The organism is Nocardia sp. NPDC127526 (genome assembly GCF_042672265.1).
GTDB lineage: Bacteria > Actinomycetota > Actinomycetes > Mycobacteriales > Mycobacteriaceae > Nocardia.
In genome coordinates this window covers 17,850-39,616 of the sequence record NZ_JBHXVO010000027.1, presented here as the reverse complement: position 1 = coordinate 39,616, position 21,767 = coordinate 17,850, and the positions used below count along the sequence as shown (strand labels likewise).

Below are 21,767 nucleotides of genomic sequence, written 5' to 3'. Positions count from 1 at the left end.
GGTACCTCCGCATTCGCTCCGGCCATGCGCGGGTTAAGGACGGCTCCGCCGGCGGTGCTCATTAGGCTGTCGGTCATGTCGATCACCGCGACACACGAGAGCCTGCCCGCGACGGGACTGACTTCGGCCGAGGTCGAGCAGCGGCGGCGGGACGGGCTGACCAATGATGTTCCCGAGCGGGCTTCGCGCTCGGTGCGCGATATCGTGCGGGCGAATGTGTTCACCCGTATCAATGCGATTCTGGGTGTGCTGTTCATTCTCGTCATGGCGACCGGGTCGGTCATCGACGGGATGTTCGGGCTGCTGATTATCGCCAACAGCGCGATCGGCATCATTCAGGAGGTTCGCGCCAAGAAGACGCTCGATCAGCTGGCCATCGTCGGGCAGGCCAAGCCGGTGGTGCGCCGCGACGGGCAGGCCGCGGAGGTCGCGCCACAGGAGGTGGTGCTGGACGACATCATCGAGCTGGGGCCGGGCGATCAGATCGTCGTGGACGGCGAGGTGGTGGAGGCCGAGCTGCTCGAGGTCGACGAGTCGCTGCTCACCGGTGAGGCCGATGCCATTGACAAAACCGTTGGGGCGCAGGTCATGTCGGGGTCCTATGTGGTCTCCGGCAGTGGATCCTACCGGGCGACCAAGGTCGGCAAGGACGCGTACGCGGCCAAGCTCGCGGATGAGGCCAGCAAGTTCACCCTCGTCAATTCCGAACTGCGCAATGGCATCAATACGATTCTGAAGGTCATTACCTACCTGCTGATTCCGGCGGGTCTGCTGTCGATCTACAACCAGCTGGTCTCCAGCAAGGAGCCGTGGCGGGAGGCCGTCAACGGCATGGTGGCCGCGCTGGTGCCGATGGTGCCCGAGGGCCTGGTGCTGATGACCTCCATTGCCTTCGCGGTCGGCGTGGTGCGGCTGGGGCGGCGCAAGTGCCTGGTGCAGGAGCTGCCCGCCATCGAGGGGCTGGCGCGCGTGGATGTGGTGTGCGCGGACAAGACGGGCACGCTCACCGAGAACGGTATGCGGCTGTCGGAGATTCGGGCGGTCGGCGCGGACGGCGCACCTGTGCAGTCGGCCAACGGCTCCGGACCCGATCGCGAATCCCTCGGCGGCACCGAGGAATTGCGGCAGGTGCTCGCCGCCATGGCCGCCAATGATCCGCGGCCGAATGCCAGCGTCGCGGCCATTGCCGAAGCGCTGCCGGATTCGCCGGGCTGGCGAGTCACCGGGGTCGCGCCGTTCTCCTCGGCCAAGAAGTGGAGCGGATTCTCCTTCGGCGAGCACGGCAACTGGCTGCTCGGCGCGCCCGATGTGCTGCTGGATCCGGATTCCGAAACCGCCGCTGTCGCACAGGAAGTCGGCTCCAAGGGTTTGCGCGTGCTGCTGCTGGCGCGCAGCGACCGGCCGGTCGACGCCGCCGATGCGCCCGGACAGGTGACGCCCGCCGCACTGGTGGTGCTGGAACAGCGGATCCGCCCGGATGCCAAGGGCACCCTCGAGTACTTCGCCTCGCAGAACGTGAACACCAAGGTCATCTCCGGCGACAATGCCGTCTCCGTCGGCGCGGTGGCCGCCTCGCTCGGACTGCCCGGCGGTGACGATCCGGTCGACGCGCGCACCTTGCCGACCGACCAGAACGAACTCGCGGATGTGCTGGACCACAAGACCGTCTTCGGCCGCGTCCGCCCGGATCAGAAGCGGGCCATGGTCGGCGCGCTGCAATCGCGCGGGCACACCGTCGCCATGACCGGCGACGGCGTCAATGACGTGCTGGCGCTCAAGGACGCCGATATCGGCGTCGCCATGGGCGCGGGCTCGCCGGCGACCCGCGCGGTGGCGCAGATCGTGCTGCTGGACAACAAGTTCGCGACGCTGCCCTACGTGGTCGGCGAGGGCCGCCGGGTGATCGGCAATATCGAGCGGGTCTCCAACCTGTTCCTCACCAAGACCGTGTACTCGGTGGTGCTGGCCTTCCTCATCGGCATTGCCGGCGTGGGCTCGCAGATCTTCCACTACAAGGCCATCGGCTATCCGTTCCTGCCGCGCCACGTGACGATCGCGGCCTGGTTCACCATCGGCATCCCGGCCTTCATCCTGTCGCTCGCGCCCAATAACGAGCGCGCCCGCACCGGATTCGTCCGCCGCGTCATGCGATTGGCGATTCCCTCCGGCATCGTCATCGGCGTCATGACCTTCATCGCCTACCTCATCGCCTACCAGGGCCCCGAGGCCAGCGAGACGCAGAAGGTGCAGGCGGGCACCACCGCGCTCATCACCCTGCTGATCATCGCGGTCTGGGTGCTGGCCATCGTGGCGCGGCCGTGGAACTGGTGGAAGATCCTGCTGGTCGCGGGTTCCGTTGCCGGATACCTGATCCTGTTCTCGCTGCCGTTCACCCGCGAGTTCTTCAAACTGGATCCGTCCAATATCGCGCTGACGACCTCCGCGTTCATCTGCGGCGGCATCGGCATCGTGCTGGTGGAGGCGGCCTGGTGGATCAGCGCCCGGTTGCAGGGCGAGGCTCCGCACCTGCTGCCGAGCTCACCCGGCGAAAAGCCCTAACTCCGGCAACATTCGGGCGAAAGCCACGGGCGGCGCACCCCTCGGGTGCGCCGCCCGTTTCATCCCAACTGGTCGCATGCTTTGGCTCGCCGTGAAAGCCCTTGTCCGGTTCAGTCATTGAAAATCCAGGTACCTTCAGCAGCATGGAGGTCCTGCTGCACCAGATCGACGCGTTCGCCGACGCACCGTTCTCGGGCAATCCCGCCGCCGTCATGCCGCTGCTGTCCTGGCTGCCGGATGAGTTGATGCAACAGCTCGCCGAGGAGAACAATCTCGCCGAGACGGCCTTCTACACTTCCGCACTACCCGTGGACGCCGGTGCGCCACCGGACAACTCACCCGCGTTTCACTTGCGCTGGTTCACCCCGACCGTCGAAGTGGACATGTGCGGGCACGCCACGCTCGCGGCCGCCAAGCAGATCCTCGACGATATGCATCCCGGCGCGGATCGCGTCCACTTCTATACGCGCAGCGGGTGGTTGCGCGTCGACCGGGATCGCGATGATCTCGTCCTCGACCTGCCGGTGGTGTCCTCGGTGGAAATCGATGTGCACGACGATGTTCCGCGCGCCATCGCCAAGGCGCTCGGCGTGCGGCCGCTGCGCGCCTTCGACGGAACCGATATGGTCCTCATGCTCACCGCCGAACACGAAGTGCGCGACGCCCGCCCGAACTTCTCGGTCTTCCCGCAGCTCAATCGGGCCGCCATCATCACCGCCTCCGGCGACAGCTCCGATTTCGTGTCCCGGCTCTTCGCTCCCGGACAGGGCATTCCGGAGGATCCCGTCACCGGGTCCTCGCACGCACAGCTCACCCCGCTGTGGAGCCGCGAGCTCGGGCGCACCACGCTGTCGGCGCGTCAGCTCTCCCAGCGCGGCGGCGCCATGCGGTGCACCCTGACCGGCGAGCGCGTCCGCTTGGCCGGCCGCTGCCGCCGCTACCTCGACGGCGTGGTCCGCATTCCCGATCAACCGGACTAGATCGCCGCGAGATCAGTTGTGCGCGAGGATCTTCCGCGTCAGATCGTCGAGGTCCTCCGTGCGTAGCCCGGGGTAGCCGTGCAGAATCGCGCGCCAATCCTGCGGAACGGCGGAAACGCCCCATCGCGCGCCGAGCAGACCACCGGCAATGGCGGCCGTGGTGTCGGTGTCACCACCGGCACGAACCGCCAGTTCCAATGCGCCCGGTAGCGAATCGGAGTGCGTGATCGCCCACCACGCCGTCTGCAGCGCGTGCACCACCCAGCCGTTCTTCGGGAAGTCCGCGGGCGCGCCGTTCTCGGCGGTATCCAGCAGCGGTCCCCAGAATCCGCCGTCGACCCACGAAAGCGCTTCCCGCACACCGTCGAACGTCCCATGCAGCACCGCATGCCGGATGGCGATCGACCAGAGCGTGCACGCCTGCATGGCCTGCGGGTCGTAATGGGTCAGCGAGCTGATCAAGGCGGCCGCCTTGGCGCAGTGCTCGATATCGCCGAGGTACAGCAGCGCCACCGGCGCGGTCCGCATGAGCGATCCATTGCCCGCCTTCAGACCGCCGAGCTCGTGCGCGTGAATCTGCATCTCCCGCCCGGTCCCACTGCGCCACTGCAAGACCTGGCTGGTCTGGAACCCCACATCCTTCGGCTGGGAATCCCACCACGCCACGAACTCCGCCGCGACCGCGTCCAATCCGCTCGGCTCGTGCAGGTTTCCGGCCGCCGCGGCCCCGCGCGCCACGGCGATCGCCATGGACGTGTCATCGGTCCACTCGCCGGGCTCCCACTTGAACGACCCCCCGCCCTTCATGAAGATCTCGACCTCCGGCTTGGGATGGGTGAATTCGTACCCGGCGCCCAGCGCATCCCCCGCCGCCGTCCCCAGCAGCACCCCCGCCGCCCGGTCGGCCTGCTCCGCGCTCAGTTCCATCCGTGCCCCGTCCGTATCGATCGATCGAGTCCCGCAAGTATGAGACCACGGTACGACAGCCCCGGCCGGACCGTCGGCGACCACTCCCGCGCCCCGATCGGCGAGGCGCGCCGATCGCCGCACCCGGAACCGGGCCCGCGCCTGCACTACGCTCGTGATCACTCCGGCCCACCGCCGAAGTCGTTCAGCGCACTCCGCTCCCCCACGCAGATGGAAGATTTCGGAGGTCGGCCGATGATGGACCAGCTCACCCAGCCCGCGGACACCGCGCATCCCATGCTGCGCCCGCTCGCACCCGTGCCGTCGTCCGGGCACATCTTCGATATCCGCAAGCGGCTGGGCACCGTGGACATGGACGAGGACCAGAACCTGCGCATCGACGGCATCGCCCGGCACATCCAGGAGGCCGGGGTCGATCATCTGCGGCATACCGGGGCGCTGGAATCGCATCCGCACTGGATCGTGCGGCGCACGGTCATCGACGTGCTGCGACCCATTGCCTGGCCGGCGCAATTGCGGCTGCGGCGGTGGTGTTCGGGCATCTCACCGCGCTGGTGCACCATGCGCTGCCGGATCGATTCCGACAATGGCGGGCTGGTGGAGACCGAGGGCTTCTGGATCCACATGAACAAGGAGACGATGAGCCCGTCCCGCGTCTCCGACGAATTCTTCGACATGATGACCACGACCACCAGCGAACAGCGGCTGCGCTGGCGGCAGTGGATCGACGCGCCGCTGCCCGCCGCCGACGGCACCCGGTTTCCCTTGCGGCGCACCGACTTGGACCACTTCCAGCACGTCAACAACACCGCCTACTGGCATGCGATCCACGAATTCGCCTCGGAGTCGGCCGATCTCACCAAGGGCCCGCACCGGTTCGTGCTCGAGTACAACAAGCCCATCCGCTACGGCGAGCACCTCGACATCCACACCGAGCGCGGCGCGGACGGACTCGGCCTGTGGTTCGCCGTCGACGGCGACGTGCGGGCGGTCGCACGGCTGAGCGCCACTCCCGCGCGGTGGGAGTAGCGCTCTGCCGGAACGGATCTACTTGGCGCGCGGCGTGTAGCCGAACGACTCCAGCGCGACCCGGGCGGCATCGGCGACCAGACCGTTGTCGGCCTGCGCGTCCTGCTGCGGTTTGGTGGTCAGCACCGCGATGACGATGGGCGCGCTGTTGGGCGGCCAGGCGATCGCCACATCGAGCGCGGAACCGTAGGCGGGCGACCCGGTCTTGTCGCCCACCGCCCAGCCGTCCGGCACGGCGGCCCGGATCCGCTTGTCGCCGGTCGTATTCGCGATGAGCCAATCCTGCAATTGCTTGCGCTCGGCCTCCCCGAGCAGGTCGCCGAGCACCAGCTTGCGATAGTCCGAGACCAGCGCGGCCGCCGTGGTCGTATCGCGCTCGTCGCCCGGGATGGCGGTATTCAGCTCGGTCTCCCACCGATCCAGCCGCGAGATGTCATCGCCCATGCCGCGCAGGAACGCGGTGAATCCGGCGGGCCCGCCCAGCAGTTTCAGCAGCTGGTTGCCCGCCGTGTTGTCGGACAGCGTGATCGCCGCATCGCAGAGCGCGCCGACGGTCATCCCGTCCTCGACGTGCTTCTCCGTGGCCGGCGAGTACTCCACCAATTCCGATGCCGGATACCGGATCACCTGATCGAAATACCCGCTCGACAGCGGATGCTCCCGCAACAGCGCCCCGCACGCCAGCCCCTTGAACGTCGACGCCATCGGGAACCGCTCGCCGTCCCGATAGGCCACGGTATGCCCGCTCCCGGTATCGACCGCGTAAACCCCCAGCCGCGCACCGGCTTTCGCCTCCAGATTCGAGAAGGTCAGGGTGGCGGCGGCCGACGCGGACGAACTCGGCGCGCCCGAACCCGGTGCGCCGGTATCCGCATCCGATCCGGCATCGCACGCGGCACTCACCGACAGCGCGGACACAGCCAGCGCGGCGGCGAGGAACTTCCGGCCACGCGCGCCGATCCGGCGACCCGGCGCGGTTCCGCCGTCGCCCGGCAAAACCCGGTCGGCAATCGGGACCGCCCCGGCGCGGAGCCCGGCCCGCCCGGAGCCGGTGAACAGAAATCCCCGGCGGCGAGCCGGGCGAAGGTGGTCGAACGCTGCGAAAGTCACCGCCGCAGCAGACCACCGCACGCCGCGTCCCGGCCAATAGCGCAACCCCGCCCCCACGAGTCGTAGCCACTATCGACGCAGGTCAGGCGCACGCGATTAGCGTATTTACCGGGCAGCGCCGCACCGCTCACCCGGTCCCGCCGCACTCGGCTGGTTGAATTGCCGCATGGATCTAGTCCGCCACCTCCGCTTCTTCGTCGCCGTCGCCGACGAGGGCCATTTCGGCCGGGCGGCAGCCGCGCTGGACATGACCCAGCCCCCGCTGTCCCAGGGCCTGCGCCGCCTCGAGCAACATCTCGGCGTCGACCTCATCCACCGCACCCGCCAAGGCGCGGTCCTCACCTCCGCCGGCATCCAACTCCTCCCCCGCGCCCGCCTCCTCGTCGACGACGCCGACCGCCTGCACGCCGAATCCCAGCGCATCGCCAACTCCCGCGGCGCGATCCACTGGGGCGCGACCTCGGCCCTCCCCGACGGAATGGTCACCGCCTGCGTGACAGCCCTCCGGACCCGCTTGCCCGCCGACACGCACAGCGCGGCCGCCGAGTCGGGAATCGTGGATGGGAATGATTCGGGGGCAACGGTTTCGACGACCATCGGCACGACTGTCGAGCTGGTGAACGAGGTGCGGGCGGGGGTGTGTGATTTCGCGGTGGTGGAGCATCCGGCGTTGGTGGACGGGGTGGCGGCCGGGCCGGTGGTGAAACTGCCGCGCTGGGTGGTGGTTCCGGATGATCACCGCAGTGCCGGCGCTGAGCGGCCGACGTTTCCGATGCTGGCGGGGCTGGCGTTCGCCGGACCGCCGCGGGCGGCCAATCCACCGGCCTTCGATACTGTCGTCGATCTGTTGCGGGAGCGGGGGCTGGATGTGCCGGTCGAGGTGGCGCGGGATGATCGGACGTTGTTCGCGGCGGTGGCGGCGGGGACCAGTTTCGGGCTGACCGCGACGCCGCCGTCCGGTACGCCGGGGGTGGCTTGGCTGCGGTTGGCTCCGCAGGCGATTGCCTTGCGGCTGCGGGTGATTCGTCGGCCGGAGGCCGCGGCGCACGCCGACGTCATCGATCGGGTGCTCTACCGGGAGCGGTTGCGATGAATGGAATGTCGCGCAGCGAGGCGCGGGCCGGCGGCGGGGCGGCGGAGCGCGCCGTTGTGGATCGCATTCGCGCGGTGTTCGCCGATGCGGGATGTACCGGGTGGTTGCATGCCCGGCGCTGTGACGACTCGGCCGCCGAGATCTCCGTCGGTGGTGATGAACGGGTGGTGACCGCGTCGGTGTACAAGCTGCCGTTGTTCATCGCCTTCTGCCGGGCGGTCGATGCGGGGCGGATCGATCCCGGGGCCCGGATCACGGTGGTTCCCTCCGACTGCACCCCGGGGCCGACGGGCATTGCCGTGCTGCGGGATCCGGTCACCATCAGCTGGCGCGACCTGGCCATGTCGATGATGACGGTGTCCGACAATGCGGCCGCCGATGTGCTGCTCGGTGAGGTCGGACTGGCGGCCATCGACGAGTTGCTCGCCGAACTCGGCATGACCGAAACCCGCATTGTGGGCGGGACCGCCGATATGCACGACAGCCTGGTGCGCGATACCGATACGCATACGACGGCCGAGGCTTTCGCCGCGCTGGCCGACAATGACGAAGCCTGGTCGGTGTCCGCCTACGACCCCTCCTACAGCAGTGCGACGACGCCGGCCGAGATGACCGGGTTCTTGAACGCGCTGTGGTCGGCCACCATTCTTTCTCCCGCGCAGACCGAGTTCGCGTGCGCGGTGCTGCGCAGTCAGGTCTGGTCACATCGCATCGCGTCGGCGTTCCCGCATCGCGATATCGCCGTCGCGGGCAAGACGGGCACCATCGGCATCATCCGCAACGAGGTCGCCGTCATCGAGTTTCCGGGGGAAATCCCGGTCGCCGTGGCGGTTTTCACGCGCGCCGCGCGCCCGGATCCGGTGTTGCCCGCGGTCGACGCCGCCATTGCCGAAGCCGCCCGCATCGCCGTCACCGACCTGCGGCGACCAGTGCCGGAGTAGCCCGCCGCCGCACGATTTGACCTCGAGGTTTGTTGAGGTTTTAGCGTGGGCGGCATGACATCAGACCAGTTCCAGGTTGCCCTGATCTGCGGCAGCGTCCGCGAAGGACGCTTCGGCCCCACCGTCACCTCCTGGATGGGATCTCATATCGACGACCATCCCGAGATGAAGCTGGACACCATCGATCTCGCCGACTTCCCGATTGCCCTGGACCACTCCGCATCCCCCGCCCTCGACGCCCTGTCGGCACGCCTCGAATCCGCCGACGCCTTCGTGATCGTCACCCCCGAGTACAACCACAGCTATCCCGCATCGCTCAAGCTGGCCATCGACTCCACCGGCCCCGAATGGCGCGCCAAGCCAATCGGTTTCGTCAGCTACGGCGCCATCTCCGGCGGCCTGCGCGCCGTGGAGCATCTGCGCCCCGTCCTGGCCGAGCTGCGCGCGGTCACCATCCGGGAAACCGTGAGCCTGCCGCAGTACTGGCAGTCCGTCACCGCCGAGAACACCCTGAACCTCGCACCGTCCGTCAACGAGGCCGCACGAGCCATGCTCGACGAGCTCTCCTGGTGGTCGAAAGCCCTGCGCCACCCGCGCAATACCACCCCGTACCCCAACGCCTGACCGGGGTCAGTTCTCGGGAACGGGAGCGTCGTCGGAGCCCGGTTTCGCGAAATCCTGGTACTCGGGCAGCAGGGGTGAGACCGCGAAAACCCCTGCGGGCGCGTCGGCCGGGAGGGCTTCGACGGCGCGAACCCCGGGGAGAGCGGCCAGGTTTCGGAGTTGGTCGAGGGTGCCGTGCAGGACCAGCCCGACCAGGCAGGCGCAGTTCGCGCTCAGGCGGGTGGCGGTCAGCCGGTTGGCCCGGACCGTGCGGTCGTCGTAGGCGCGCATGGCTCCGGCTTGGGCGGCAGCGGATTTCACGGAGGCGACCGCGACTTCCGCACCGGCCGGCAGTGTGACGGCAATGATCGGCATGGCCACACCGGGGACGGCGACGTGGTAGATCGCCTGGGAGATGCGCAGGCCCGCACTGTATTCGGGGATGCGGTCGGCGCTGATGCCGTCGGTGAACGAGACCAGGGCCCAGTGCTGGTCGGCATCGGCGCCCTGCAAGGAATCTCGCGCGCGGCTCAGGTAGTCCGGGATGGCCTCACTGTTCTCGGGCCCCAGACGATCGGTGGAGATGACCGCCGGGCGTGGCGGAATGGCCACGCCCAGCGAGACGATCAGCATCGCGAACGCCCCCGCCAGGACGACGGCTCCGATACGGCGAGCGCGCGGCTCACCCACAATGCGCGGCACCGTTACACGGTACGGAGAACGTCGAGGGCGTGTTCGAGATCGGCGGGGTATTCGCTGGTGATCTCGACCCAGCGGCCGTCGGCCGGGTGATTGAACCCCAGCTGCCGGGCATGCAGCCACTGCCGTTCCAGGCCCAGGCGTTCCGCCAGCCGCGGATCCGCGCCGTAGGTGAGATCACCACAGCAGGGATGCCGCACTGCCGAGAAGTGGACGCGAATCTGGTGCGTGCGACCGGTTTCCAGATGAATGTCGAGCAGGCTCGCCGACTGGAACGCCTCGATGGTGTCGTAATGAGTGACCGACGGACGGCCATCGGCGGTGACCGCGAACTTCCAGTCATTGCCGCGCGCCCGGCCTATCGGCGCATCGATGGTCCCGCTGGACGGATCCGGATGCCCTTGCACCAGAGCGTGATAGCGCTTGTCCACGGTCCGGTACTTGAACGCCCGCTTGAGCTGGGTGTACGCGTGCTCGGACTGCGCCACCACCATCACCCCTGAGGTGCCGACATCCAGCCGGTGCACGATGCCCTGGCGTTCGTGCGCGCCCGAGGTGGAGATGCGGTAGCCCATGGCGGCCAGTCCGCCGACCACGGTGGGCCCCGACCAGCCGACGCCGGTGTGCGCGGCCACGCCGACCGGCTTGTCCACGGCCACGATGTCGTCATCGGCGTAGAGGATCTTCATGCCTTCCACGGGCGTGGCCTCGACGGTGAGTTCGCGCTTGGGCTCCGGGAATTCGACCTCGAGCCAGGCGCCGCCGGTCAGCCGGTCGGACTTGCCGGCGGCGACGCCGTCCAGCTGCACCGAGCCCTCCTCGGCCAGCGCGGCGACCGCGGTGCGCGACAGGCCGAGCAGCCGGGACAGGCCCGCGTCGACACGCATGCCGTCCAATCCGTCCGGCACCGGCATACTGCGGGTTTCCCTCATACCGTCTTCTCCTCCGCGTTCTCGTCCTCCTCGTGCCCGTGCCCGGCGCGGGTGCCATCGGGTTCGAACCCGAACACCGTCAACGCCACCAGCAGGATCGCACCGCAGACAATGGCGGAATCGGCGACATTGAACACCGGCCACCAGCCGACCGCCACGAAATCCACCACGTGACCCTGCAGCGGTCCCGGTGCGCGGAACAGGCGGTCGACGAGATTACCGAGCGCACCGCCCAGCACCATGCCCAGGCCGATGGCCCACGGCAGCGACCGCAGCGTGCGGCCGATGCGGACCACGCCGATCACCACCGCGGTGGCCACCAGGGTGAGCAGCCAGGTCATGCCGGTGGCCATGGAGAAGGCCGCGCCCGCATTGCGCACCAGCGTCAGGCGCACCACGTCACCGATCAGATAGATCCGACTACCGGGCTCGATGGTCGCCACCACGATGCACTTGGTGAGCAGATCCAGCGCGAAGATCACCACGGCGACGATCAGCAGATTCCGCAGCCGCAGCGGCCGCCGGGCGGCCACCGCCTCGCCGTCGCCGGCCGCGGCCTCGCCGCTACCGGACACAGCGGGCGCCTCGCTCTCGGAGTTCTCCGCGGGTGCGCTGTCACCGGGCGAGGAGTCGGGTTCGTCTGCGTCGGTTTCGCGCGGGCGGTCGGTACTCACGGTTGACATCATTCCCTATGGAATTTCGCCGCCGCCGATCAGCGTGGCGCTCCTCAGGAACGACCCGTCTCCCATCCCAGCTGATTATCAGGAACGGGCCGTAACCTGTCTGACGTGACGGTGTTGTCTTCCTCCCCCAGCTCGGCCAACGCCACCGCACGCTGCCCGGGTTCGCCCGGCCGATCCGGCTCCGCGCGCCATGCCCGCTCCGGGCTCCTGCTCATGGTGTTCGCGGTCGCCCTCTCGGCCCTGGGCACCGGATGCAGCGCCCGGTCGGAGACCACCGCCGAGGCCGAGGGCACCGAACCCGTCGGAATCGGCAAAGAGGTCACCATGCCCATCCCGGCGGTGACCACCACGGTCGTCGACGCCGGTGACGAACCGCGCGCCGCGCTGCGGCCGGTGGTGGCGCCCGGCACCGCGCAGCAGGTGACGCTGCGGACCGACCACCACATCGAACAGCAGATCAACGCGCAGGCGGTGCGGGACTTCTCGCCGCCCTCGGTGACCATTCCGCTGACCGCACAATCCGATGCCAACGGGGTCGACCTGACCCTCGGCAATGTGACCTCCCCCGATCCCGCGCTGGCCAAGGCGCTGCTGCCGGCCGACGGCTCGCAGGTCGGGTTCGACATCAACGAGCTGGGCGCCATTACCGCACTGCGGCTGGAACCCAAGCCCGCCACCTCCGATGCCGCGCGGGCGGCGCTGGAACAGGCCTTCTATCAAGCGGTGTACCAGTCCATCGCCTTCCCGGACGCGCCCGTCGGGGAAGGCGCGGTGTGGACGGTGCGCCAGCAGGTGTCCGGCAGTGTGCCGCTCGAGCAGGTCACCACCGCGACGCTCACCCATCGCGAGGGGAATCTGCTCACCATTCACCTGAATGTGGTGCAGACGCCGAAATCCACGGTGTGGCATCTGCCCAATGAGGCGGGGCAGCTGGAGATCGTGGACTACCTCATGCACGGCGCCGGCGACATCACCGTCGATCTCGGTCTGCCGCTACCGGTTTCCGGTGCGGTGGAGGTCGGCGGCAATCAGACCTACCGGGATCCGCAGAGCGCGGTGACGCTGCGCCAGACGCTGCGCACCCAGGTGCAGTGGGGAGCCTGACGGCGGGCGCGGCGGCCGTGCTCGTGAGCGCGGTGGCCGTGACCGTCTCGGCCTGCGGTTCCGAGGAATCCGCCGCGCCGCTGCCGAGTTTCGGGCCGGTAGTGCGGCCGCCGCACGCGACGGCCGCGCCCATCACCGATTCGGTGGTGCTGCGCAACGATCTGCTGGATGTCGGGCAGCTGCCCAATGGCTATGCGGCGCTGAACGATCCGCCGCCGGGCGCCAGTGGCGGCGCGGGCGCGCGGACCGATCCGCCGCAGTGCGCGAAGGTGCTGGCGCCGGTGTCCGAGCAAGTGCCGGGCGCGGCCGCGGACGCCGTCGCGCAGTTCAGCGGGCCCGACTTCGCCAGCGTGGACATCGATGCCGCCTCGTATGCGAATGGCGGAGCGGCGCAGGCGTTTTCCGCCATGCAAACGCTATTGCGGGAATGCACTACATATTCCGGCAAGGATGCCGACGATACCGCGGTGGAATTCCGGGTGGGCGGTTTGGACCAGCCCGGGGAAGGTGATGCGTCCACCGCTTTTCGGGTGAACACCACCAGTAGCGGGCTCACCCTGTATTCCGCGGTGAGCCTCGCGATGGTCGGCTCGACCATCGTGCAGATCGCCATGTCCGGTGCCGCGGAACCGGATCCGCAGCAGCTCAGCGCCCTGACCGCGGCGCAGGTGCGCAAGCTGCGGGGCGTGGCGGGGCCCTAGGGTGTCAATCCCCCTGAATTAACTCTCCGCGACATATCGTGGAATTTTTCCGGCGCACAATGCATTTCGCTTGATCAATACGACAATCGCGTATTTCTTGTCGGTGTACCGGCCTAGGCTCTGATCCGTCCGATAACAATTCGATCGGAGGATTCCGATGCCCGCTGTCAATCCGATTCCCGAGGGCTACCCGGTCGTCAGCCCCGCGCTCGCCGTGAACGGCGCCGCGCACGCCATCGACTTCTACAAGCGCGTGTTCGGCGCCGCGGAACGCTTCCGCATGCCCGGGCCCAACAACACCATCGCGCACTGCGAACTGCAGTTCGGCGGATCACTGGTCATGCTCGGCGATCCGGCGCCCGATATGGGATTCCTCGACCCCAAGGCCGTCGGCGGCACCCCCGTCAACCTCTACACCTACGTCGAAGACGTGGATGCCACGCACGCCGCCGCCCTGGGCGCCGGCGCCCAGGAAACCCAGGCGCCCGCCACCCAGTTCTACGGCGACCGCACCGCCGCGTTCGAAGATCCCTTCGGCCACAAGTGGACCATTGCCACCCATGTCGAAGACGTCACTCCGGAGGAAATGGAAAAGCGGATGGCCGAGATGATGCAGGGCTGACCGCACAACCGCCTCCGCACCCGCTTCAATGTCGAAACGGGTGCGGATCGCCGTCAGCGGATCAACGCCAGCCGAGCACGTTGATCGGGCCCGGAGTCCACAGTCCGGAACGGGTTTCCGGCGTGATCGCCGGCCGCGCCGGCACCGCATTCGGGTCGATGCGACTGAATTTCTGCAACTCGCCCCAGTCGATGCGCCAGGCATCGTTCAGATACGTGGCGATGGTCTGCGGGCGCAGCAGCATGGAACTCCAGCCGAGCGGGCCGCCGCTGTCGTGGCTCTGCCAGCGGTTCGTATCCTTGGCGCCGCCGCGGTCGGGCAGGATGCGCCACTCCGGGGTCTCGGCAATGCCATTGTGGTGCTCATAGGGCCGCTGACACGGAACCTGCAGGCCCACCGCCCAATCCAGCAGCACCGGGGCATCGGAGCCGACGACCTCCTGCAGGGTGCGGGTCTGCGGGACGCGCGGCGGGGTCAGCGCCACCCACTGCTTCCAGTTCTGATCCCGATCGGAGGCGACCAGGCGGATCACCGTGGCCTCGGCCGGGATATCGGTGAACGGGACGCGCAGATTGCGCCAGGTCGGGGCCGGACCGATATCGATGGGCGTGACCCGGCCCAGCTCCTGCACGGCGCCCGCCGAATCGGCGATGCCGTACTCGATTTCGACCGACTGGCCGGGAGTGACCACGCCGTGCGGATCGACCGAGCGGACCCGGCCGGCAGCGGACACCGCGATGATGCCGCTGCGATCGCTCGCCGCGGGCAGGCGGTACCAGCCGGTGGTGAGACTGGCGGCCGATTCCGTGGTGCCATTGCTGCCCAGCACCGGGGTGGTGGCCGGGTTCAGGCCGAACGGCAGTGCGGCCGTGGTGGTTCCGGACGACTCGTCCTTCTCGGTGCTGTTCAGCGCGGTGGTGATGGCGCTGGTGTCGACCTCGTCGTCGGCCTTGAGATCGGTTGCCACACCGCCGGGGGTGAAGCCGACCGCGTCGGCGGCGAAGGTGCCGAAGGCATCACCGGTGAGCGGTGCGAGCATGCCCGCGTTCGGGTCCATCTCGACCATGACCTCATTGGCGATGCCGCACGGCTTGCCCAGTACCGCATTGATATTCGACTTGGCGAGGGAGAAGCCCGGGTACTGCGTGACCGCGCCCTTGGCGAGCGAGCCCACCTCGAACAGCACCATGAACGCGGCCACCACCGTCAGCGGCGGAATGGCCACCAGGCGCCAGATCGGGCGGGAAATGCGGTGCGGGGTACCGGGTTCCGGGGCGCGCACATGGAACCAGCCGGCCGCCACCAGCAGGAGCAGAGCCAGTAGCAGGAACAGCTTGTTGACGCCGATACCCGCCAGGACGACGGGCTTGTCGTTCCACGGGATGCCCCAGTTCGACACGTACCACCAACCATTCATGGTGGAGAACGTGATCGCCAGCATGAAGGCGACGATCGCCGCGAAGAGTGCGCGATTGCGCGGGGAACGCAGCACCCGCGGACCGACGGCCACCGCGGCGACCACGGCCACCGATCCGGCGAGCCCGGCGTAGATGCCATTGTGGTGCGTCCACTTGGTGGGCGTGGTGCTCATCAGCAGGATGACGCCGACGCAGGTGCCGAGCAGACGGCGCACCGGGCCCGACGCGGTGAACGGAATCCGGCCGCCCTTGCGCAGCAACACGAATGCGCAGACCGCCATGCCCAGCCACAACATGAACATGCCGAAGCGGCGGGCCACCGAGCCGTCGATGGTGGGCATGAACAGGTACTGGTAGCGCAGATATTCGTCGTACCACTGCACGTTCGGGCCGACGATCTCGTGCACATGCTGCATCTCGAACATGGCGGCCAGGGTCTGATCGGCGAAAGCGACGCTCAGCACCACGGTTCCGGCCGCGGCCAGCGGCGCGATCAAGGCCAGGTACGAGCCGAAGCGGGTGCGCAGCACCGTCCAGAGTCCGGCATCCGACGCGACCGGCTTGCTCAGGGAACGCGCACGATCATCGATAATCCGCCACAGCGGGCGGATTCCGGCCAGCAGCGGGGCGACGCAGATGACGCCCGACGGTCCGGCCGTACAGGCGAACGCTCCGATCAGGGCCGCGATCGCGTACGGCAGCAAGCGGCGGGTCGCGATGGCGCGCTCCACCGAAACCCAGGTGAGCAGTACCGAAATGGCCACGGCCGCTTCGGGTCGCAGGCCATTGTTGTACGGCAGCCAGACAGCCAGGAAACCCAGCGCACCGGTCCACACCGCGATCCGGTTGCGCGGAATGCGCGCTCCCAGACGGGGAATGACCTCACGGCTGATGACGAGCCAGGAGATGATGCCGGCGAGCAGGGCGGGCAGGCGCACCCACGGGCTGGCGGGAGAAATCAACGCCAGGTAACCGAACAAGGAGTGGTAGGTGCCGACCGGGTTCTCGGGAACGCCGAAGTAGGCGAAGTAGTTGGCCATATAGCCCGATGGGATCGAGGCGCGGCCCATACCGAACAGGTAGCCGTCATCGGCGGTCGTGGCGCCGATGAAATGCCACAGCACCAGCGTGCCCAGCACCACCGCGTCGACCGGCTGGAACGTCCACCACCGCTGCGGCAGGAACCGCCGACGGCTCCGCCCGTCCCGGCGATCCAGGCGATACAGCGCGAACAGCGCCAGCAGCGTGCCCAGCACCGCGGTCCAGATGGCAATGCGCTTGAGCACCGTCGGCGACGAGGAGAACCGGCTGTCGACCTGCGCGGTGACCTTCGTCCCATCGGCGGCCGGGAGATCGCTGAAGATCCCGACCAGCTGCGGCCGATAGTCACCGTCGAGTGTGACCGGCGCGACCGTGGTGCCGGTGAGCGTCGCGGTGGCCTGCGTCATTCCCGCGTGCACCACGAACGAGCAATCCGCACCCAGCTCGTCCACGGGCACGCTCACCAGCGACTTATCCCGCAATACCGCCTGCAATTTGGCGGGCGTAGTCGTCCCGTCCTCAGCCGTGCTCGCTGCGCTGACCCACGCGATGAACCCGTACCGCCACATATCCGGCGCCCCGTTCGGCGCCGTGGCCACCAGCGTCCCACCCTGCGAACCGAGCTGCGCCACAGCCGAACACGGAATCGTCGCATCGAACGACACCGGCGCATAAGAAACCAACGGCGCCTCGACGCTCTTCGCCGAACCCCCCTGCGGCCACTCCAGCGTCGCCGCCTCCACCCGCACCGGCAATAGCGGCACCGCCACCGCCGCCAGCACGGCGACCAGCCCCGCGATCAACGCGACCGCCCGTTCCCATCCCCCGCGAGCCCGCCCCGCGGGCTCGCTCCCAGCTCTCCCGGCGGACTCTTGCCCCGCCCTCTCCATCACGTCGGTCACGACCGCCGATCCTAAGCGGCATTCCACGCATTCCGCCGCCCGGTCACCGCCCATTCCCCGGAAACCACCTCCCCCGCCGCACCCCGTTCCCCCTCCCATCCCGCACGAACACCCCGCTACCCCCTTCCGCAACCCTGTCCCGATCCCACACCCCCCACCACCGCCCCACCCCCATAACCACGGCAAACCCCGTAAACCCACCCACCCGACCCACTCCACCCGCACCCCGGTGCACCCGAATGCACGGCGCGGATCCCGGTTCAGGCCCGATCCGACGGCTCAGGGTACGCCGGAACCTCCGGCTCCACCGGCAGCTCAGGCCGCGGTGGTTCAGGACAAGTAGGCGGTTCCGGGTCCGTCGGCGGCCCAGGTTCTGTCGGCAGCTCCGGCTCCGGCTCGGGTTCGGGCTCCGGTTCCGGCTCGGGCTCGGGCTCCGGCTCGGGTTCCGGCTCCGGTTCTGGTTCCGGCTCCGGCTCCGGCTCCGGTTCTGGTTCGGGCTCCGGTTCCGGCTCGGGCTCGGGCTCCGGCTCCGGCTCCGGCTCGGGTTCCGGTTCCGGCTCCGGTTCTGGTTCTGGTTCCGGCTCGGGCTCCGGCTCGGGTTCCGGTTCCGGCTCCGGCTCGGGTTCCGGTTCGGGCTCCGGTTCCGGCTCGGGCTCCGGCTCCGGCTCCGGCTCGGGTTCCGGCTCCGGCTCGGGCTGCGGCTGCGGCTGCGGCTCAGGTTCCGGCTGCGGCTGCGGCTGCGGCTCGGGCTGCGGCTCGGGTTCGGGCTCCGGCTTTGGCTTCCAAACACTCTCGTCGGGGGCGGCCGGTGCCTCATAAGGAGGCGCGGCCGGAACTACGTCGGGAGGGGTGTACCGCGGGGTGTACGGAATCTGCGAGGTCGTGCCCGGCACCCACTGATTCGGGTTGGGGCCGGGGGTCTGCTCCCCGTCGGGATCCGGCAGCGCCGCACCCTCCGGTGTCTGCTCACCGCCCTGGTCGGGTGTGTGCGCGGGTTCGGGCGTCGATTCGCCTTCCGGAGTCTGCTCGCTGTTGGTGGAGCGGGCCGGGGCGGAGGGTTCCGGGGCGGTCGTATCGAGACCGGGTTGGTGCTCGGGCATACCGGCGCGCGGTTGGGGCGCACGGGATTCCGGGGTGGACGGGCGAGGAGTGCTGCCGTCCGCACCCTTGGGCGGGGACGACTGCTGGCGGCCGTCGCCGGAGGTCGAGCGCTGTTCGGACACCCCGGAAACCGGGCTACGGTTCTCCGACCCGGTTGTCGGACGCGAGCCGGATTCGCCGGCAGCCGACCCTGCCGGGGCGGACGGCTGCCCTGCCGGCACCTCGGCCGGGGCCGTGGTTCCTGCCGGAGTAGTCGGCGAATTACGTTCGGCCATACCGGAATCACCGCCCGCACCAGCGCGCTGCTGTTCTGCCAAACCGTCAGGATTGCCGACGGAAGGCTGCTCAGCCAGCCCATCCGGCTTACCGACAGAAGGCTGCTCAGCCAGGCCGTCCGGCTTGGCGGCAGAAGGCTGCTCGGCAGGGCCGTCCGGCTTACCGGCGCCGGGCTGCTCGGTCACCCCACCGGTCTGACCAGTATTCGGCTGCTCGCCGGTCGGCTGGCGCCCAGTCTCCGGTGCGGCCTCCGGACGGCTCGAATTCTCCGTCCCGACTTCCGGTTTCGGTGCGTTGTCCGGTTGGGTCGTGCTCTCCGATGTGGGCTGCGACTGCTCCGGAGCGGACCGGGGGTTCTCCCGGGTGGATTCCGTTCCGGTCGTGGGTTGTTCGGGTGTGGCGCTCTTGTCGCCGGGGGAATCCGGCTGCTGTGCTGCCGGGGGCCCGGCGGATTCCGGGGCGGACTCGCGCGGGGCGGTCCGGGCGGATTCATCGCCCTGGTTTCCAGTGGCTGGGGCCTCGGATTCCTTGGGACCCGCGGAGATATTGGGGCCCTGGCCCTCTCGGGTCGGGGACGAACCGGCATCGCCGCCTTCGGGAGCACCGGCGCGCGGCTGTTCACCCGAATTGCCGTGGTTGGAGCCACTATTGACAGGATCGCCCGCGCGCGGCTGGCCGCCGGTTCCGTTCTGGCCAGAGGAATTCGACTGGCCGCCAGTATTCGACTGACCGCCAGTATTCGACTGGCCGCCAGTATTCGACTGGCCGCCAGTATTCGACTGACCGCCAGTATTCGACTGGCCGCCAGTATTCGACTGCCCGTCGGCGTTAGGTTGCCCGCCGGTGTTCGGGTCGCGGCCGGTGGTCTGATTGCCCGGGGCGTGCTGGCTGTTTGCGCCGTTCTCGCCGCCGGTGGCGGTCTGTCCGCTCGTATTCGGCTGGGCGCCAGGGTTGTTCGTGGTGGAGGCGGGGGCTTGGTTTTCGCCGCCGGTGGTGGGTCGGGCGGGGCTGCTGCCATCCGGGCCGCCGAAACCCGCGGCGCCGGGGCCGTGGTAGCCGGGGATGCCGGGGGCGGAGCCGGGGTGGGGGCGGGTGCGGCCGCCCTTGGTGCCGCCGGTGAGGGCACCCATGCCGGCGCCGCTGGTGAGCACGCGGGGATCCCAGGTGCTGGGGTCGGTGAAGTTCATGCCGTTGAAAAGGCCGCCGAAGGCGTAGGAGGCGACGGCGCCGATCATGCCGGCGCCGGCGCCGACCGCCGCACCGCGCAGCGCCTTGTCCCAGGGCGCCATACCCGGATTGATCTTCGCGAGCTTGCCGAGCTTGTCACCGGCGGGCCCGCCCGCCAGGCCGGCCACCGCCGCCGTATAGGCGGTCGTGCCGACGCGCTGCCAGTCGACGTCCTTACGGTGACCCGCGGCCATCTGATAGGCCTGAATACCCAAGTCCTGGCCGACGCCGAGCACCGTACTGATCATGGCGTGCTTGGCGACGAACTTCGCTATGGCCGCGGGCGACAGCTTCTGCACCACATGGATGAGCGCCCGTTTGAGCCCCATCTGCGCCAGTTGGCGAATGCCGATGCGGGTGGCCGCGATCGCCGCGGCTTCGACGGCGGGTGCGGTGGGCGGGAAGATCCAGGCCAGCGCGATCTCCGCGGCCAGCATGATCAGGGAGGTGACAATGAGGATCTTGGTGTATTCGATCTCGGTGGCCACACCGTCGGCGCCGTCCGCGACCAGATCCAGGATGCGGGCGAATTCCTCGACCGATTGCGGGCCGTCGACCAGCTTGTCGAGGGCTTCGACGATCTTCTCGACGCCCTCGCCCCAGGGGTAGGCGTCGACCGTGGCCGACTTGGCGTCCTCGATCTCGTCCAGGAGATCGCGCAATTCGGTTGCGGCCGTGCGCCAGTCACTCGCCAGCGCCCACATCTGGTCTTCGTCGCCCTCGGGCCAGTCGGAACCGGCGACCCAACCCAGGACGTCGGGGAGATCGATAGCCAAGACGGTCAGTTCCGCCCGAAGCCCTGACCGTTCCGCTTGTCCATCCCAGCCAATAAGGTGGCCGCATCCTTCTGGCCGTCGGCGTAGGACTTGAATGTCGTTGCGAGCTTGCCGAATCCGTCCTTCAGGTTCTCGTGAGCGGTCAGGTAGCCCTGGTCGCCGTCGGCGAAGCTCGCGCCGTAGCTGTCATTGCCCCACGGCTGTCCCTTGCCCGCCAGCGAGCCCTCCAGCTTGCTGAAAATGCCGTTCACCCGATCATGCAGCGCCTGCATCTTCCCTGCGGCGGAACGCAATTGCTCCGGTGTGGCACCGACCTTCGACACGACCCGTCACCCTCCTGACACGAAACAAGAGCATGACGATCACATGACGCGAACCCGGCCGGTAAGAGACGCGAACCCGAATTAACGGGAACCTGATATGCCCTGCGGCGCACAGCTTCTCGCCTTGACGGGTTGTTTACGCCGCGAAAACGCGAACGGGCCCGCCACTCCCACGCGGGGAGTGCGGGCCCGTAGCGAGCGAACTAGGCGCAGGCCGGGGAGGTCTGGTTGGCCAGCGACAGGGTGTTGCAGATCCATTCCTTCTGGACCTTCCACTTGCCGTCCTCGGCCACGAACGGAACCACGACCTGGTTCGGCGCGCCGCCGTTGATGGAGACCGTGCCGTCGGCGGTGATGGTGCCGTTGCCCAGGTCGGTCACACCGGTGACCGTGATGGCGGCGCCGTTCTGCTTGTACGCCTCGGCCAGGCGCGAGGGCAGGCTCGGGTCGGCCGACACGCCCTGCATCATGTCCAGCTTCTCCGAGTCCGGAACGTTCGGATCCAGCGCCTTCTGCAGTTCAGCATTGAGATCCGCGACGGTCGGAGCCGGCGGGTACTGGGCGTTGGCGGTGGTCTTCGCGGTGGTGGTCTTGGACGGCTTGGTCTCCGTCTTGTCACCACTGCCACACGCGGACAGCCCGAGTGCGGTGGCCACAGCCAGGGTGGCGACCGCGATTCGTCCAGTCTTCTGAAGCTTCAACTGCTCGTCCTTTGCGTTC

General features: G+C 68.6%; 18 protein-coding genes. 9 read left to right on the top strand and 9 right to left on the bottom strand.

Annotated elements, in window-relative coordinates; translation table 11 throughout:
* Nucleotides 1-75 precede the first annotated feature (75 nt).
* Nucleotides 76-2,559, top strand: a complete 2,484-nt coding sequence (locus tag ACFVIV_RS31015; RefSeq protein ID WP_379202428.1) for an HAD-IC family P-type ATPase — start codon at nt 76-78, stop codon at nt 2,557-2,559.
* 143 nt (nt 2,560-2,702) lie between these two features.
* Nucleotides 2,703-3,539: a PhzF family phenazine biosynthesis protein gene (locus tag ACFVIV_RS31010; RefSeq protein WP_379202426.1), complete on the top strand. Its 837-nt coding sequence runs from the start codon at nt 2,703-2,705 to the stop codon at nt 3,537-3,539.
* Between the two features lie 12 nt (nt 3,540-3,551).
* On the opposite strand, the gene ACFVIV_RS31005 is transcribed toward ACFVIV_RS31010, so the two are convergent.
* On the bottom strand, nt 3,552-4,466 hold the full coding sequence (locus tag ACFVIV_RS31005) for an ADP-ribosylglycohydrolase family protein (protein ID WP_379202424.1): 915 nt from the start codon (nt 4,464-4,466) through the stop codon (nt 3,552-3,554).
* 234 nt (nt 4,467-4,700) lie between these two features.
* On the opposite strand from ACFVIV_RS31005, the gene ACFVIV_RS31000 reads away from it, so the two are divergent.
* Nucleotides 4,701-5,495 carry an acyl-[acyl-carrier-protein] thioesterase gene (locus tag ACFVIV_RS31000; protein ID WP_379202422.1) on the top strand — a complete coding sequence of 265 codons (795 nt, stop codon included), beginning with the start codon at nt 4,701-4,703 and terminating at the stop codon, nt 5,493-5,495.
* 18 nt (nt 5,496-5,513) lie between these two features.
* On the opposite strand, the gene bla is transcribed toward ACFVIV_RS31000, so the two are convergent.
* Nucleotides 5,514-6,398 (bottom strand): class A beta-lactamase, encoded by an 885-nt coding sequence (gene bla / locus ACFVIV_RS30995; protein ID WP_379202519.1) that lies wholly within the window; start codon nt 6,396-6,398, stop codon nt 5,514-5,516.
* Between the two features lie 373 nt (nt 6,399-6,771).
* Between bla and ACFVIV_RS30990 the strand changes: the two genes are divergently transcribed.
* From ACFVIV_RS30990 to ACFVIV_RS30980, 3 genes are read left to right on the top strand one after another with little or no spacing between them, the layout of a single operon-like run.
* Nucleotides 6,772-7,698 (top strand): LysR family transcriptional regulator, encoded by a 927-nt coding sequence (locus tag ACFVIV_RS30990; RefSeq protein WP_379202420.1) that lies wholly within the window; start codon nt 6,772-6,774, stop codon nt 7,696-7,698.
* Between the two features lie 5 nt (nt 7,699-7,703).
* Nucleotides 7,704-8,639: a serine hydrolase gene (locus ACFVIV_RS30985; protein ID WP_379202517.1), complete on the top strand. Its 936-nt coding sequence runs from the start codon at nt 7,704-7,706 to the stop codon at nt 8,637-8,639.
* Between the two features lie 54 nt (nt 8,640-8,693).
* The gene (locus ACFVIV_RS30980; RefSeq protein WP_379202418.1) at nt 8,694-9,263 is read left to right on the top strand and encodes an NADPH-dependent FMN reductase; all 570 of its coding nucleotides are present in this window, start codon (nt 8,694-8,696) and stop codon (nt 9,261-9,263) included.
* Nucleotides 9,264-9,269: 6 nt separating this feature from the next.
* On the opposite strand, the gene ACFVIV_RS30975 is transcribed toward ACFVIV_RS30980, so the two are convergent.
* The 3 genes from ACFVIV_RS30975 to lspA are packed head-to-tail and all read right to left on the bottom strand — an operon-like array spanning nt 9,270 to nt 11,556.
* The gene (locus tag ACFVIV_RS30975; RefSeq protein WP_379202416.1) at nt 9,270-9,944 is read right to left on the bottom strand and encodes a hypothetical protein; all 675 of its coding nucleotides are present in this window, start codon (nt 9,942-9,944) and stop codon (nt 9,270-9,272) included.
* Between the two features lie 2 nt (nt 9,945-9,946).
* Nucleotides 9,947-10,873, bottom strand: a complete 927-nt coding sequence (locus tag ACFVIV_RS30970) for an RluA family pseudouridine synthase (protein WP_379202414.1) — start codon at nt 10,871-10,873, stop codon at nt 9,947-9,949.
* Nucleotides 10,870-11,556: a signal peptidase II gene (gene lspA, locus ACFVIV_RS30965; RefSeq protein ID WP_379202412.1), complete on the bottom strand. Its 687-nt coding sequence runs from the start codon at nt 11,554-11,556 to the stop codon at nt 10,870-10,872. The genes ACFVIV_RS30970 and lspA overlap by 4 nt, the downstream gene beginning before the upstream one ends.
* 105 nt (nt 11,557-11,661) lie before the next feature.
* On the opposite strand from lspA, the gene ACFVIV_RS30960 reads away from it, so the two are divergent.
* The 3 genes from ACFVIV_RS30960 to ACFVIV_RS30950 all read left to right on the top strand — a co-directional run bounded on the left by ACFVIV_RS30960 (nt 11,662) and on the right by ACFVIV_RS30950 (nt 13,983).
* Entirely contained in the window at nt 11,662-12,660 is a 999-nt protein-coding gene (locus ACFVIV_RS30960; RefSeq protein WP_379202410.1) for a hypothetical protein, read from the top strand.
* Nucleotides 12,648-13,361 carry a hypothetical protein gene (locus ACFVIV_RS30955; protein WP_379202408.1) on the top strand — a complete coding sequence of 238 codons (714 nt, stop codon included), beginning with the start codon at nt 12,648-12,650 and terminating at the stop codon, nt 13,359-13,361. The genes ACFVIV_RS30960 and ACFVIV_RS30955 overlap by 13 nt, the downstream gene beginning before the upstream one ends.
* A 157-nt stretch (nt 13,362-13,518) precedes the next feature.
* On the top strand, nt 13,519-13,983 hold the full coding sequence (locus tag ACFVIV_RS30950; protein WP_379202406.1) for a VOC family protein: 465 nt from the start codon (nt 13,519-13,521) through the stop codon (nt 13,981-13,983).
* Nucleotides 13,984-14,044: 61 nt separating this feature from the next.
* Here the strand turns inward: ACFVIV_RS30950 and ACFVIV_RS30945 are convergent, their stop codons facing one another.
* The 4 genes from ACFVIV_RS30945 to ACFVIV_RS30930 all read right to left on the bottom strand — a co-directional run bounded on the left by ACFVIV_RS30945 (nt 14,045) and on the right by ACFVIV_RS30930 (nt 21,748).
* Nucleotides 14,045-17,332, bottom strand: coding sequence for an arabinosyltransferase domain-containing protein (locus ACFVIV_RS30945; RefSeq protein WP_379202515.1), 3,288 nt, complete (start codon nt 17,330-17,332; stop codon nt 14,045-14,047).
* Between the two features lie 272 nt (nt 17,333-17,604).
* A complete protein-coding gene (locus ACFVIV_RS30940) occupies nt 17,605-20,724 on the bottom strand; it encodes a hypothetical protein (protein ID WP_379202404.1) in 3,120 nt (1,039 codons plus the stop codon).
* Nucleotides 20,725-20,729: 5 nt separating this feature from the next.
* On the bottom strand, nt 20,730-21,047 hold the full coding sequence (locus ACFVIV_RS30935; protein WP_379202402.1) for a WXG100 family type VII secretion target: 318 nt from the start codon (nt 21,045-21,047) through the stop codon (nt 20,730-20,732).
* Nucleotides 21,048-21,250: 203 nt separating this feature from the next.
* Nucleotides 21,251-21,748: a hypothetical protein gene (locus tag ACFVIV_RS30930; RefSeq protein WP_379202400.1), complete on the bottom strand. Its 498-nt coding sequence runs from the start codon at nt 21,746-21,748 to the stop codon at nt 21,251-21,253.
* Nucleotides 21,749-21,767 lie beyond the last annotated feature (19 nt).